The organism is Ochrobactrum teleogrylli (assembly GCF_037482325.1).
Classification (GTDB): Bacteria; Pseudomonadota; Alphaproteobacteria; order Rhizobiales; family Rhizobiaceae; genus Brucella; species Brucella teleogrylli.
In genome coordinates this window covers 653,910-668,629 of the sequence record NZ_JBBHKQ010000001.1, presented here as the reverse complement: position 1 = coordinate 668,629, position 14,720 = coordinate 653,910, and the positions used below count along the sequence as shown (strand labels likewise).

Genomic DNA, 14,720 nt, shown 5'->3' with positions numbered 1-14,720 from the left:
TTCTTGAGATCAGTCGCTGATGACGATCATATGTCCTTCGCGCAGAACGGCAACCAGAGCGGCGCCGTCAACTTCGCTGGCACAGATTTCGCCCGGACGGTCGGTCGAGTCGGCCCCGGTAAACGATATCACCACATGACCGATGTCGCGCACTTTCTGCCAGGCGCTTGTTCCAACAGCCGTTATGTTCGCCGTAATGTCGCCAATGGTGATCAGCGCGCCAACCGGCGGCGCAGCTTCCTGCGGACCATCTTCGACTGCGTGCATCACCGAGACTTCCGCCAGTTCGGGCGGGGAGCCCTCTGCAAACAGGATCAGAACGCCGCCTTCGGCGAGATCAGCCACTTCGGGACCAATTGCGGTGATCCGTGTCTTGAGATGTATCGGCATGGCGGCAGTCCTTTTCAATTTCACTCAACCGACATCCTCCAAAAATTGGGGAGATGAGGATGCCGAAAATTAAGGGCAGAGATTGGGAGGAGCGGCCCGCCGCTTTGATGCGACGAGCCAGTTTGCGTCAAAGCACGGCGAGGCTGACGAGCCAGGCGATGAGCACCGAGACAGGGCCCATGATCTGGCGGCTGATCAGGATCGCAGGCACGCCGATTTCAATCGTCTTCGGTTTGGCTTCGCCGAGCGCCAGACCCACCGGCACGAAGTCGCAACCGACCTGCGTGTTGTAGGCGAAGAGCGCGGGCAGGGCCATTGCCGGAGCGATGGTGCCATTGGCAATCTGCGGGCCGATAATGGCCACACCCACTACCTGCGCGATGACTGCGCCCGGCCCAAGGATCGGAGACAGGAACGGCAAGCCGCAGATAGCCGACAGCACAAGCAGGCCAATGATATTGTTGGCGAGTGGTCCCATCGGCTGGGCAAGAATATCGCCGATGCCGGTGTAAAGAATGAGACCGATCAGCATCGTCACGAAAGCCATGAATGGCAGAACGTTGCGGATGACCTGATCGATGGTGCGACGACCGGCATTGAAGAAAATGCCGACGACACGGCCCATGACGCGGCCGATCCGGCTGATCAGTCCGACAAGGCCGCCATCATTCGAAGTATCGATCGGCGCTGCCGGCTTTTCGTCGGCCTTGGCGCCGGCAGCCCCAAAGGAAGCGGCGGCGGCAGGAGCCTCGGAGCCATCAGCAGGAACGACATTTTCTGGCTTTACGCCGGAGACATAAATGTCTTCGGTGATAAACTGCGCCAGGGGACCTGACTGGCCGACTGGCGTCAGGTTGACGGTCGGGATGCGCTTGCGCGGATAGACGCCGCAACGGGCGGTGCCGCCGCAATCGACCACGACGACAGCCATTTCGCTTTCAATGGGCGGAGCGCGGAAACCGTCTACGGCTTCGCCTCCGGTCATTTCCGCGATCTGTCTGGCGAGCGGATGAATGCCGCCGCCGGTCACGGATACGATCTTGCTACGCTGTTCGGTGGGCTGGATGACAAGCGGTCCGCCCCAGCCACCGGAGCCATGGGAAATTCTAACGGATTTGTAGGTTTTGGCCATGATGTCCTCCCGCGCCTTAAAGCTCGATGCCCTGACGGCGCGCCATGATGGCGGTGATGCGTTCGGTGAGCATGCCTTTGAGCAGGATCACGACGAGGCCGACGATGGCGTACCAGATGGCCACATTGATATGATAGCCATTGGCGACAGCGCCTTTCTTTTCCAGTTCAAGCAGCGCCACGAGTACGCCACCCCAGACGAAATATTCGCCGGGATTGATATGCGGGAAGAGGCCAAGTGGCGGATGCACATAGGACACTGCCGCGTCGTAAAAGGCAGGCTTGTGCTTTTCCTCAAGGAACGAACCGAAGGTATAGGCCATCGGATTGGTCAGGAAGAACACCGACAGCACCGGCAGAACCGTATAACGGGTTAGCGCGATGCGGCCCGCCCCCTGTGCCAAACCGTGCACGCGCTTTTCGCCGACGAGTTCGGTGATCGCGTAGAAGGCGGTCATCAGAACCACCAGGGTCGGAATGATGCCGGTCACGAAACCGGAAAACACTTCGCCACCCTTTTGGAAAATACCGATGAAGTGCTTGCCGATCGAGGCCAGCCAGCCCAGCTGTTCTTCTTGAGTGACGTTTTGCAGTCGTTCCTTGAACTGATCGACAGTCAGATTGTCCGTGCCGGTTGCCTGTGCAAGCTGCACAAGGTTATCGCTACCGTGTTCGACGGCTAGCTTGCCGTGAAACACCGCGTCCGTTGCTATGTTGGCGGCCATCTGGCTCGCCACATGCAAGGACTGTAAGGTCGTATCGGCGCCTTGCGCCAGCATTGCAGCTATAGACATTTCTCCTCCTCCACGCCCGTCCTCGTCGGGCGATACCCCTTGAACATTGCCACCCAGTTCACGGTTGGATACACGCTCAGGCGTGCGCCAGCTTCAGTCCGTCGAGAGACGTGCCGTCGGATTGTTCGCGGATGCGATCGATCTGGTCCATCGCCTGCTTTGCGGCAACATTGACAGGCGACTTTTCGAGCGCTTCCTGTTCACGCCGCAAGGCATTGAGCGGCATGCCCTCATAGGCTTCCTGCCGCTTGAACTTTGCGAACACGGTTCGTCCGCTCATTTCGAGAAAGCGCCGGACCTTCAGGTCGCGGTCAACCACGATCATGACAATGACGCCTTTGCCGAAGCGCCCGCGCACATGGCCTGCACCCACGAATCCGTCAGAGTAGCGGGATGTGACGCCTTTCAGCACGTCGGAGTAATGGCGCATCTGAAACCAGACGCCCAGCGACTGCACTCCCCATAAAAGAGCCAAAGCCAGTAAAGCCCATTGCCAGATAGCCATTTTCTCCTCCTCCACCGGAGGCTTCGTGCGTCTTTGAGCGCCGCCAGTCTCCGTCTCTTCACAGAACATTTGTTTTCTGAAATGTCAATATGTATAATTATGAGGTGAAGATTGCGGGAAGGACAAGCTGACAACGGTAGCGGTTTCGCATATGGTCTTTCGGCATTGGAGGCGTGGAATATGGATTTGCTTTTGAAGAACCAGATGGCATCGATGCCGGACTTGCGGCGTCGCTTGCGGCAGTTGCGCTGGTTCAGGGCGACGTTTCGCAAACACGCCAGTCTTCTCCATGATGTCTATGGTGTCGATTATGAGATCGACGAGCAGAAACTGACGGAAGCTTTTCTGAACTGGGTAGAACTGGTCGAGCAGAACAAGCGATATGCCAAGGTGGACCGCAAGGATTTCATCACCTTTGCCGCCGGGCTGGTTCTGCGTGAACTGATCCGCCTGTCGCCTGCCCGGGCGTTATCGATCCCGAAGGCGAACGAGGGCGAGAATACGCCGCAACACGACATTATCGCCTTCTGGCCGGAGGGGTTCCTCTATACCAATTACTGCATTTGCGCGATTGCCGCCGTGCAGGAGCAGGAATTCGGCGTGGCACAGGATATCGACGCCTGTGCGGACGATTTGCGAACCTGGTGGTCTTACCGGGAAAACGTGGCCGACATGCCGGGCTATGCGATAGCCTTCCTCGACAAGTTTCTGGGTGGCGAGCCGAACTGGGTCATGCCCGATCTCGCCTCGGCCCGCGTGGCGGTGCAGCGCGCGCTTGGCGCGCAAAATCCGTCAGGCGCGATAAAGGGTTAGCGCCTTTACCGGAAGTGGCCCGTCAGCTTGACGGGCGCGGCGGCAGACCGGCGCGTGCGCGCATTTTGTCGAGCAGGGCGGCTGCAATCGGCTCGTAGTTTTCGTCGAAGTGGTGGCCACCCGCCAGTTTCATGACGTCCATGCCCTTCAACTCGCTTGCCGTGCAGGCGGTGTCGTCTTCCTCCTCGCCATAGACGCAGACGACGCGGTCGAGCGGAATGCTGGAAATTGCCGGAACGACATCCTTGTCGCCATCCATGCCAAGCCAGCCTTCGATAGAGACCTGAAAGGTTGTCGTGGTTTCGACACCAAGCAGCCCGATCATTTTTGTGCGGTCCTGAATGGCTGGATCGAGATATTTCCACGCGAAGGGGAAAGTATCGGCCCCGAAGGAATAGCCAAGCACCGTAACAGGCAATTTCCCTGCCGGATCGGCCTTCCTGATCATTGCCGTGGTGTCTTTGGCGATTTCTTCCGGTGTGCGCTCCGACCAGAAATAGCGCAGAGAATCGACGCCGATGACATGCACGCCATGCGCTTGCAGCCATTCGCCGATGGATTTGTCGAGATCGCGCCAGCCGCCGTCACCTGAATAGAAGACCGCGACCATCTCCGCATTGCCGCCCTTGGCGGGAAGATCGACAATCGGCAGGGCTTCATTCTTGGCGTCCTGATCAGCCATGGCGACAATGTTATCAACCGCCATTTTCATGCGCGCCGGGAAATCCTTGGCGCTCTGGAGAACGGCGATATTTTGTTGCCGTGCTTCGACCGGGTTGTTGGTCTCCGTTCCGGGAGGGGCGACCACCAGAGCAGGTGCTGGTATCTGGGCGCCAAAAGCATAGGTAAATGCACCATCCGGTGTTTTCGTCGCAGCCGCCTTTTCTGTACAGGAGGGCAGGCGGGTTTTCGCCGGGGCAGGGTCGAGCGAGACAGCGCCCGCAATGGTCGCATCGGGCGAATCCGACGCCGCGGCATAGGCAATCGTCGCACCCTGGCCGATGCCGGTCAGCACCGGATGGAAATAGACATCGAGATCAAGCCCGCGCAGCGCTTCCTTGGCGATGGCCTCAAAATCGGAGTCGAGATAGTTGCACTCGCCGTCTTCCTTATCGAGCGAAGCCCGCCATGGGCCGAGTTCAACCGGCAAAACGATCATGTTTTTCGCAAGCAACGCGTCCATATAGGCGCGCTCCTTCTCGCCGATGCCCGCCTCGTCGCTGAGAAGGATGGTAAGTCCGACCGGGTCACCGTTCGGCATATAGACCGGGATGTTCGACAGCCGTTCGGCGCTTGCATGAACGACCGGCTCCTCGGAGCCTGTAAGTTTGGTCCACATGCGGGCGATCTTGCCAGTATGCAGCGACGCGTAAACGCCCGCCGCTCCAAGCAGCACAAGCCCGACCACGGTAAAGAGGACGCGTTCTTTCTTCATTTACGGATGAACTCCAGTGGGCTGCCGTTGATCAGGGTTGTGGCGTCGAGAAGGGCGCGCGGTGTTTCCAGTCCGCCGGGGCAGACCATATAATGCGGGGTCCAGACAGGATCGAATTTTTCCTTGAAGGCCTTCAATCCGTCGAAATGATAGAGGTCCGCACCGCGCTTGTAGATGAAGGAGCCGAGCCGGTTCCAGCGCGACGCAAGCCTGCTGCCGCTCAGTCCGGCAAGCGGGGCCGCGCCGAGATTGAACCACTGGTAGCCTTCGTTTTTGCTATACATGAGCAGCTTGGCGAAAAGCGCATCCATCAGCAGCTTGTGCACATTGGGCATATAGCGCATCAGGTCCACGGTGATCTCGTATTTGTTTGCGCCGCGCCACAGATTGGCAAAGGCCACGATCTCGCCTTCGCTTTTCAGCACGGCGACATCGAAGCGCTGCATATAGTCGTCATCGAAATAGCCGAGCGAGAATCCCTTTTCGCTGCCGGATTTGAAATCGAGCCAGGCGTCGGAAATTTCACGCAGGCGCGGGAGGATCGGTGGAATGTCAGCCGCCCGAATAATTTCGAAGGTGAGGCCGTCCTTGTCGACCTTGCGGTCGGCATAGCGGAATGGCTGGCGACGCGGCCCTTCCAGTGAAAAGTCCGTCAGGTTCACGCGGGCCACTTCGCCCAGTTTCAGCGCGACAAGCCCCATGTCGAGAAACAGCGGCAGGCTTTGCGGGCCAACGCCGTAGAAAACCGTGCGCAGCGCTAATCTGTCCGCAAGCGCGTGAAACGACCAGGCCGTTTCCTTGCCGGTTTCGGGGTTGCCGATCGGCTCGCCGAGCGCGATCAGGCTGCCACCGGATTGGGCATACATGATGAAGGCGCTGTTATCCGGTGCGAGCAGAAACTGCTTGTCGCCCAACATGGCCAGCGCCGCGTCCGTATGCGGACATTCCGCCACCAGAGGAGGCACTGCTTCGGGGATCGAATAATCGACCTTTCGCCTGCGATGGCTGTTGCGGTTGATGATCGAATGCAGGCCGACAGCGGCGACCACTGCAAAAACCAGCACGGTCGCCCGCAGGAAGCGTGGCGCATTACCGCTCCATGCGAAATCCCACCACAGATCGCTCGAATATTCGACGTGCCGGTAAACGAAGAAGCCAAGCCATGTGGAAACAAGCACCGTGGTGCCGACTGTGGTGATCCAGTTCCAGCTCAGTTCGAAAGGTCCGGATATCGGGCGGCGATAGAAGGAATCACGAAAATTCCAGAGCGTTAAAGCGAAGATGCACAGAATGACGGCTTCTTCCCAGTCGAGGCCCTTGGCGAGTGAAAACACCGCTCCGCTGAGGAGCAATGTCATCGCCGCAACCCACGCTCGCTCCAGCCGCTTGGAAAGGCCGCGCGCAACGATGAGCAGCGCGACGCCCACGAGGCTTGCCGCCAGATGCGACATTTCCATCAGGAATTCAGGCACGATGTCGGACAAAAGCTCAACGCGATAGCGCAAATTGGGTGTCGCGCCCGAAATGAGCAGGATGATGCCGCCCAGAAAGATGATGCCAGCGGAAAGGCTTGGCACCAGAGGCTCGAACAGGCGTTTGGCGAAGGCGGCCTGTTTGCCCAGCATCTGACGCCGCCGCATCGCTTCCCAGACGAGAATGCCAGCCGTTGCCACGACGAGCGGCATGACCGTGTAGATGATGCGATAGGCGAGAAGTGCTGCGATGGCGTCCGGTTTTCCGCCGAGGCCCAACCCGGCGATGATCGTTGCTTCGAAGGCGCCGAGGCCGCCGGGCGCGTGGCTGGCGATGCCGAGAACAATGGCGATCACATAGACGAGTGCGAAGACGGCGAAACTTGGCACTGCATCAGCGGGCATCAGGACGTAGAGTGTGGCCGCGGCAGCGCCGACATCGACCAATCCGGCGCAAATCTGGATTAGTGCGCCTTTGGAATTGGGAAGGCGCAGGCTGAACGAACCGATCCTGACGCTGCGCTCGCCATGCGACAGCCAGTAGATAAGCCAGCCGATGCCGCCGAGGATAACCACACCCGCCACGATATCGATGCGCGAATCGATGGCGGATAGCCAAGGCACATCCTGGGGATCGATGAGGAGTGCAGCCCCGACCATGATGATCAGCGCAAACCAGATTGCGAACCACGATGTGCCGACGATCTTGCCGATATCGGCGAGGCTGACGCCTTCGGCGGCATAGATGCGATAGCGCAGCGCGCCGCCGGTCAAAAGCGAAAAGCCGAGCGCATTGGAAATCGCATAGCCCGCAGCGCCTGCAACCGCCGCGATACGGCGCGGAATCTGGTTTGGCGCGATGGTGTCTACGGCCACGACATCGTAAAGAGCGACAGCGGCATAGCTCAACACCGTAAAGAAGACGGCGAGCGACAGCGTCGTCCAGGAAATGCTATGCAGTGCTGCAAGCGTTTCCGAACGCGACGTGTGCTGGAGCATTGTTTCCAGAACATAGATCGCCAGCAGCGCGATGGCGATGCCCGCAACCGGAAACAGAAAATGCTGATATCGCCTCAGCCAGCCTAAAGGCCCGGAAGACGCAGCGTTATGTTGAGAAGGCACTTCATCATCAATCAAGCTCATCGGAGCGTCGTCCAGTTGGAGCAATTAACAAATTATAGTAAAGGCGGGGAGTGATCCCGATTTTGGGCAAACTTGTGTTCTAATGTCCTGTTGTATCAAAAATATTCAGAGTTGCACAAAACTTGGTCTATATAAGCCTGCGGTTCGCCCGGGCAGCAAGCAATTTCATGAACGAATGAGGTAATCGTGCTCGATGTTTCCTACATGACGGCGGCTGGTGCGGGAGCGCTGTCCTTTTTATCGCCCTGCGTTCTTCCGCTGGTGCCCCCTTATCTTTGCTATATGGCTGGCGTGAGCGTTGAAGATTTCCGCGCTGATAAAGCCGCCCGCGTTGCGGCTGAACCGTCCGCGCGTCGCTCGCTTGCCTTTGCCGCTATCTGCTTCGTCCTCGGCTTCACCACAGTTTTCGTGGCGCTGGGTGCTGGCGCATCGTCTATCGGTGCATTTTTGCGCGCATGGCAGCAGGAGATCGCCATTGTCGCCGGTGTGGTCATCATACTTATGGGCCTCAATTTTCTGGGCCTGCTGCGCTTGTCCTTCCTGTCGCGCGAGGCGCGCTTTCAGGCACGCAATGCGCCTGCTTCGCCGCTCGGCGCTTATGTCATGGGGCTGGCCTTCGCATTCGGCTGGACGCCCTGCATCGGCCCTGTGTTGGGGCCGATCCTGACACTGGCCGGTGGCAGCAGCACCGTCGGCGAGGGGGCGCTTCTGCTCGCAATCTATTCGCTGGGGCTTGGTATTCCTTTTCTGGTCGCTGCGCTTTTCTCCGGCGCCTTCATGCGCTTCCTGTCCCGCTTCCGTGTGCATCTCGGCAAGGTGGAAAAGGCAATGGGCGCACTGCTCGTCGTGGCCGGGGTCCTGTTCCTGACCGGCGGCATGCAATCCTTCTCGTTCTGGCTACTGGAGACGTTCCCGGTCCTCGGGAGGCTTGGCTAAATCCGTAAGCTTCCATATACGCTTTCATGCTAAAGCGGATGAACATCACGATTTTCTGGATAATGTCATGACAGACCGTACTTGCCTTTCCATCGTGCTTGCTGCCGGCGAAGGCACACGCATGAAATCAAGCCTGCCGAAAGTGCTGCATGCAGTCGCGGGCCTGCCGCTGGTCTGCCATGTAGTCAAGGCCGTGCAGGGCACAGGCAAAAGCGATGTCGCGCTGGTCGTCGGACGCGGAGCGGAAGACGTGTGCGGCGCGGTTGAGAAAATCGCGGGTCCAGTGTCCTCTTTCGAACAGACGGAACGCCTCGGTACGGCCCATGCCGTGCTTGCCGCGCGTGAGGCGATTGCAAATGGCTATGATGATCTGCTGATCGTCTTCGGCGATACGCCGCTGATCGAAGCGCAGTCTCTGCAGGCCGCGCGTGCGCGTCTGGCCGATGGTGCCGATATCGTTGTAATCGGCTTCCGTCCGGCCAGCCCACATGGCTATGGCCGCCTAATCGAAGACGGTGACCAACTGGTCGCCATTGTCGAAGAAAAGGAAGCGACGGACGCCCAGAAGCAGATCGGTTTCTGCAATGGCGGCTTGATGGCCGTGCGCGGCAGTCATGCTCTTGCACTGCTGGATGCAGTCGGCAACGACAATGCCAAGGGCGAATATTATCTTACCGACATTGTAGCCATCGCGCATGACAAGGGCCTCAACGTAACCGCCATCGAAGTGCCGGTTGATAATGTCATCGGCATCAACAACCGCGCAGAACTCGCGGAAGCCGAGGCCATCTGGCAGAACCGCAAGCGCCGCGAGATGATGCTGGCCGGTGTGACGCTGATCGCGCCGGAAACGGTGTTCTTCAGCCATGACACGCTGGTTGAAGCTGACGTCATCATCGAGCCGAACGTATTCTTCGGTCCGGGCGTACATGTTGCAACGGGTGCGCTCATTCATTCCTTCTCGCATATGGAAGGCGCGAATGTCGGTCCGAGCGCGGAAATCGGGCCTTTTGCACGGTTGCGTCCCGGTGCAAAGCTCGGCGAGAAAACCAAGGTCGGCAATTTCTGCGAAGTGAAGAACGCCGATGTGCGCAAGGGCGCTAAGATCAACCACCTGACCTATATCGGCGATGCGACCGTCGGCGCATCCAGCAATATCGGGGCAGGGACGATCACCTGCAATTACGACGGCTACAACAAATATAAGACGATTATCGGCGAAAATGCCTTTATCGGCTCCAATTCCTCTTTGGTGGCGCCGGTGGAAATCGGCGACAACGCCTATATCGCATCCGGCAGCACGATCACCGACAATGTGCCCACCGATGCGCTGGCCTTTGGCCGTGCGCGGCAGGAAACCAAGGAAGGCCGGGGCAAGATCCTGCGGGAGAAGTATGCCGCCATCAAAGCGGCTAAAACCTCATCGAAATAAATCGACTATCAGACGACCCCAGGGCGGATGGCTTGGCTTGCCGTTCCGCTTTAGAGTCTTTAAACCGGCTGGCAAAAGCAAGCGACCCAGATCTGGAGCAGATGCATGTGTGGAATTATCGGTATTATCGGCAAGGATGAAGTCGCGCCGCTTCTGGTCGATGCTCTGAAACGACTGGAATATCGCGGTTATGACTCCGCCGGTATCGCCACCTTGCAGGGCGGCAAGCTTGACCGCCGTCGTGCGGAAGGCAAGCTCGTCAATCTGGAAAAGCGCCTTGCCGGTGAGCCGCTTCCGGGCGTGATCGGCATCGGTCATACGCGCTGGGCCACCCATGGCAAGCCGGTGGAGCGCAATGCGCATCCGCACATCACCGAGCGCCTTGCGGTGGTTCATAACGGCATTATCGAGAACTTTGCCGAACTGCGCACCATGCTGGAAGCCGAAGGCCGCAAGTTCCAGACCGAAACCGACACCGAAGCCGTTGCGCATCTGGTGACCCGTGAGCTGGAAAAGGGCAAGTCGCCGGTTGAGGCCGTGCGCGATTGCCTGCCGTTGCTGCATGGTGCCTTCGCTCTCGCATTCCTGTTTGAAGGCGATGAAGAACTGCTCATCGGCGCCCGTCAGGGTCCGCCGCTGGCTGTCGGTTATGGCGATGGCGAGATGTTCCTCGGCTCGGACGCGATTGCGCTGTCGCCGTTCACCGACACGATTGCCTATCTCGAAGACGGCGACTGGGCCGTGCTCACCCGGAAGGGCGTCACCATCTATGACGAGAGCAACAGTCAGGTCGAGCGTCCGATCCAGAAGACGCAGACGGCCAATATGCTCGTTTCCAAGGGCAATCACCGTCACTTCATGCAGAAGGAGATGTTCGAACAGCCGGAAGTGATTTCGCATACGCTCGCCAATTATCTCGACTTCACCACCGGCAAGGTGCGTCAGGAAGCGATTGGCCTCGATTTCAGCAAGATCGACCGCCTTACGATTTCAGCCTGCGGCACGGCCTTCTATGCTGCATCGGTCGGCAAATACTGGTTCGAACAGATTGCGCGTCTACCGGTCGATAGCGATATCGCATCGGAATTCCGCTATCGCGAAATGCCGCTGTCGAAGGATTCGCTTGCGGTCTTCGTGTCGCAATCCGGTGAAACGGCGGATACGCTGGCATCGCTGCGCTATTGCAAGTCGCAAGGGCTGAAGATCGCCTCCGTCGTCAACGTCATCGGTTCGACCATCGCGCGTGAATCCGATGCCGTGTTCCCGACGCTCGCCGGTCCGGAAATCGGCGTCGCCTCCACCAAGGCTTTCACCTGCCAGCTTTCCGCCATGGCGTCGCTGGTGATTGCGGCTGCAAAGGCACGCGGCACCATCGACGAAAAGCGCGAGCAGGAACTGGTGCGCCAGCTTTCCGAAGCGCCGCGTTTCCTCAATCAGGTGTTGAAGCTGGAAGATGAGATCGCTGCCGTGTGTACCGATCTCGCCAAGGTCAACCATGTTCTTTATCTCGGTCGCGGCACGTCCTTCCCGCTCGCCATGGAAGGCGCGCTGAAGCTCAAGGAAATTTCCTATATCCACGCCGAAGGCTATGCTGCCGGCGAGCTGAAGCATGGGCCGATTGCGCTGATCGACGAAACCATGCCGGTCATCGTGATCGCGCCGTCCGACCGTCTCTATGAAAAGACGGTATCGAACATGCAGGAAGTGGCGGCCCGTGGCGGTCGCATCATTCTGATCACTGATAAAAAGGGTGCTGCAAGCGCCAGCGTCGATACGATGGCAACCATCGTTCTGCCGGACGTGCCGGAATTCATCACGCCGCTCGTCTATGCGCTGCCGATCCAGATGCTGGCCTATCACACCGCTGTCCTGATGGGCACGGACGTCGATCAGCCGCGCAATCTGGCAAAATCGGTTACGGTTGAATAAAATCAGTCTGTTATATAGTTATCTTAATGAAGTGATAGAAGACGTCGATCTATGCCTCGACGTCTCATAACGCCTCATCCTGAGGAAGTGCGAAGCACTGTCTCGAAGGACGAGGCGTTACTGGTCAACCCCACCCTTCGACAAGCTCGGGGTGAGGGGAGCGGCAGTGCGTCCTTTATTCGTTCTGTTATCCGGCCCTGAGCAGCCTTATCGCTTCATCGCGTCCGAAGAGATAGAGCAGCACACGCAGTGCCTGTCCGCGTTCCGATTCCAGATCGGGATCGCTGGTCAAAACATAGCGGGCATCCTTGCGGGCGATTTCCAGAAGATCGCCATGCGCTTCGATGGAGGCGAGGCGGAAGCCCGGCGTGCCAGACTGGCGCGTGCCGAGCAACTCGCCTTCGCCGCGCAGTTTCAGATCTTCTTCAGCAATGCGGAAACCGTCTTCCGTCTCGCGCATCACCTTCAGTCGCGCCTGACCGATTTCGCCCAGCGGCCCCTTGTAGAGAAGGAGACAGGTCGATGGCTTATCGCCACGCCCCACACGCCCGCGCAACTGGTGCAATTGCGATAGGCCGAACCGTTCGGCGTGCTCAATGACGATGATGGTGGCGTCGGGCACGTCCACGCCGACTTCAATAACGGTGGTGGCAACGAGAAGCCGTGTCTCACCTTGCTTGAAGGCGCGCATCGCTTCGTCTTTTTCAGCCCCGTTCATGCGGCCATGGATCAGGCCGATCCGGTCACCAAACACGGATTTGAGGCTTTCGAAACGCTCTTCCGCCGAGGTCAGTTCAACGACTTCGGATTCCTCCACCAACGGGCAGATCCAGTAGATCTTCTGCCCTTCCTGAACCGCTTTGCGGATGCGCTCCACCAACTCACCCATACGCTCCATCGGCAGAATGGCGGTTGTGATAGGCTGGCGTCCGGCGGGCTTTTCCGTCAGTTTAGACACATCCATATCGCCGAAAGCGGTCAGAACCAGCGTGCGCGGGATCGGCGTTGCCGTCATCACCAGCATATCGGGTGCCGAGCCTTTGGCGGTCAGCATCAGGCGCTGATGCACGCCAAAGCGATGCTGCTCATCGATGATGACCAGAACGAGATCGTGATACTCGACCTTTTCCTGAAACAGCGCGTGTGTGCCGATAATGATATCGATCTCACCGCTTTTCAGGCCCTCCAGCACGGCATTGCGCTCGCGGCCTTTTTCGCGGCCCGTGAGAAGTGCTGCTTTCAGCCCGGCTTTTTCGGCGAGCGGCGCGATGGTTGCGAAATGCTGACGCGCCAGCACTTCGGTTGGTGCCATCAGCGCCGACTGACCTCCGGATTCCGCAGCATGAGCCATGGAAAGCAGGCCCACCACGGTTTTGCCGGAGCCGACATCGCCTTGCAGAAGCCGCAACATGCGCTCCGGCGACTTGAGGTCTGTGATGATCTCGCGCACGGCCTGATCCTGCCCCTTGGTCAGGCGATAGGGCAGGTGCCGCATGATTTCCGTGACGATGCGCCCGGTGCCTTCCAGTGGTCGACCGGAAAGCCTGCGTGTCTTGGCACGGACGAGGGCCAGCGCCAATTGCCCGGCCAGAAACTCGTCATAAGCCAGCCTGCGCCGCGTAATGCCTTCCAGCGCAATGTCGGACGGGTCTTCCGGCTGGTGCAGGGTATTAAGCGCGTCCTGAAAGCTTGGAAAACGCTCGCGCGCCAGCAGGGGGCCGTCGATCCATTCCGGCAGCGGCGGAACACGCGTCAGCGCTTCCTTGACGGCGCGTCCGAGGGTTTTGGGCGACAGGCCCGCTGTCAGCGGATAGACCGGCTCGACCATGGGCAGATTGGCGGCGTCTTCGAGGCTGGCAATATAGTCCGGATGCACCATGGAGGCGCGCCCGTTGAACCATTCCACCTTGCCGGAAACGATGACGGTTTCGCCTTCGGGCAGCATCTTTTGCAGCCATGGCAGTTGCGCATGGAAGAAAGTCAGCGCAATTTCGCCGGTTTCGTCATGGGCAAAGACGCGATGAGGAACATTGCCCCTTCCAGGCGGTGCAGGCTGGTGCTGATCAACGACCACTTCCAACGTGACGATGGCGCCTTCCTGCGCCAGCGCAATGCCGGGGCGGTTGCGCCGGTCGATCACGCTGTTCGGCGGCAGAAACAGAAGCTGGCCGACTTTCGGTTCCGCACCGGGCACATCGGTGCCGAGAAGTTTGCCAAGTAAAACCGCTACCTTCGGGCCAATGCCGGAAAGCGAGCGGACGGAAGCGAAAAACGGATCGAGCATGGATGGGCGCATGGCTCAGACCATTAACTGCTTCGCGGTCAGGTGCAAGTGTGCGCCATCATCTTTTCGTGCTCTTTTTGTTCTTGTCTGATAAACAGGTTCCCTGTTCGGTCGCAGATGCTATATACCGGCAGCGATTTTGATAAATGGAGCAGTTCCGACATGACTGGCAGCACACTTGCGGCGGAAAATCTGGATGTACGGCGTCGCAAGCTTTTGTTTCGCGCCTGGCATCGCGGCATGCGCGAGATGGATTTGATTCTTGGCCAATATGCTGATGCGTATATTGTCAGTTTCACCGATGCCCAGCTGGATGAATTCGAGCAGATTCTGGAAGTGCTGGATCGTGATCTTCTCAAATGGGTGACGGGCGAAAGCCCTATCCCCGCAGAACATGATACGCCGCTGTTCCGCGATATTGTCGCCTTCCGTGACCGCATAGAGTTTTAAGAAATC

General features: G+C 58.7%; 12 protein-coding genes. 5 read left to right on the top strand and 7 right to left on the bottom strand.

Features of this window, described 5'->3' with window-relative positions; genetic code table 11:
* Positions 1–9: 9 nt before the first annotated feature.
* From WIX40_RS03185 to WIX40_RS03170, 4 genes are all read right to left on the bottom strand, one after another.
* Complete coding sequence (locus WIX40_RS03185) at positions 10–390, bottom strand: PTS glucitol/sorbitol transporter subunit IIA (protein ID WP_109367542.1); 381 nt, start codon at positions 388–390, stop codon at positions 10–12.
* Positions 391–517: 127 nt separating this feature from the next.
* Positions 518–1,522, bottom strand: coding sequence for a PTS glucitol/sorbitol transporter subunit IIB (srlE, locus tag WIX40_RS03180; protein ID WP_339438404.1), 1,005 nt, complete (start codon positions 1,520–1,522; stop codon positions 518–520).
* A gap of 16 nt (positions 1,523–1,538) precedes the next feature.
* Entirely contained in the window at positions 1,539–2,315 is a 777-nt protein-coding gene (gene srlA, locus WIX40_RS03175; RefSeq protein WP_109367540.1) for a PTS glucitol/sorbitol transporter subunit IIC, read from the bottom strand.
* 76 nt (positions 2,316–2,391) lie between these two features.
* Positions 2,392–2,820 carry a transcriptional regulator GutM gene (locus WIX40_RS03170; RefSeq protein WP_339438401.1) on the bottom strand — a complete coding sequence of 143 codons (429 nt, stop codon included), beginning with the start codon at positions 2,818–2,820 and terminating at the stop codon, positions 2,392–2,394.
* Positions 2,821–3,000: 180 nt separating this feature from the next.
* Between WIX40_RS03170 and WIX40_RS03165 the strand changes: the two genes are divergently transcribed.
* On the top strand, positions 3,001–3,633 hold the full coding sequence (locus tag WIX40_RS03165; RefSeq protein WP_109367538.1) for a hypothetical protein: 633 nt from the start codon (positions 3,001–3,003) through the stop codon (positions 3,631–3,633).
* Between the two features lie 22 nt (positions 3,634–3,655).
* On the opposite strand, the gene WIX40_RS03160 is transcribed toward WIX40_RS03165, so the two are convergent.
* A complete protein-coding gene (locus tag WIX40_RS03160; protein ID WP_339438398.1) occupies positions 3,656–5,068 on the bottom strand; it encodes an AcvB/VirJ family lysyl-phosphatidylglycerol hydrolase in 1,413 nt (470 codons plus the stop codon).
* Positions 5,065–7,683, bottom strand: a complete 2,619-nt coding sequence (gene mprF / locus WIX40_RS03155; RefSeq protein WP_339438396.1) for a bifunctional lysylphosphatidylglycerol flippase/synthetase MprF — start codon at positions 7,681–7,683, stop codon at positions 5,065–5,067. Before mprF ends, WIX40_RS03160 begins: the two co-directional genes overlap by 4 nt.
* Positions 7,684–7,869: 186 nt before the next feature.
* Between mprF and WIX40_RS03150 the strand changes: the two genes are divergently transcribed.
* From WIX40_RS03150 to glmS, 3 genes are all read left to right on the top strand, one after another.
* A complete protein-coding gene (locus WIX40_RS03150; protein ID WP_339438395.1) occupies positions 7,870–8,619 on the top strand; it encodes a cytochrome c biogenesis CcdA family protein in 750 nt (249 codons plus the stop codon).
* A 67-nt stretch (positions 8,620–8,686) separates the two neighbouring features.
* Complete coding sequence (gene glmU, locus WIX40_RS03145) at positions 8,687–10,051, top strand: bifunctional UDP-N-acetylglucosamine diphosphorylase/glucosamine-1-phosphate N-acetyltransferase GlmU (RefSeq protein WP_339438394.1); 1,365 nt, start codon at positions 8,687–8,689, stop codon at positions 10,049–10,051.
* Between the two features lie 105 nt (positions 10,052–10,156).
* Positions 10,157–11,980, top strand: coding sequence for a glutamine--fructose-6-phosphate transaminase (isomerizing) (gene glmS / locus WIX40_RS03140; protein WP_339438393.1), 1,824 nt, complete (start codon positions 10,157–10,159; stop codon positions 11,978–11,980).
* Positions 11,981–12,167: 187 nt separating this feature from the next.
* On the opposite strand, the gene recG is transcribed toward glmS, so the two are convergent.
* Positions 12,168–14,276, bottom strand: coding sequence for an ATP-dependent DNA helicase RecG (gene recG / locus WIX40_RS03135; protein ID WP_339438391.1), 2,109 nt, complete (start codon positions 14,274–14,276; stop codon positions 12,168–12,170).
* 150 nt (positions 14,277–14,426) lie between these two features.
* Between recG and WIX40_RS03130 the strand changes: the two genes are divergently transcribed.
* Positions 14,427–14,714 (top strand): FAD assembly factor SdhE, encoded by a 288-nt coding sequence (locus tag WIX40_RS03130; RefSeq protein ID WP_109367532.1) that lies wholly within the window; start codon positions 14,427–14,429, stop codon positions 14,712–14,714.
* The last annotated feature ends 6 nt before the right edge of the window (positions 14,715–14,720 follow it).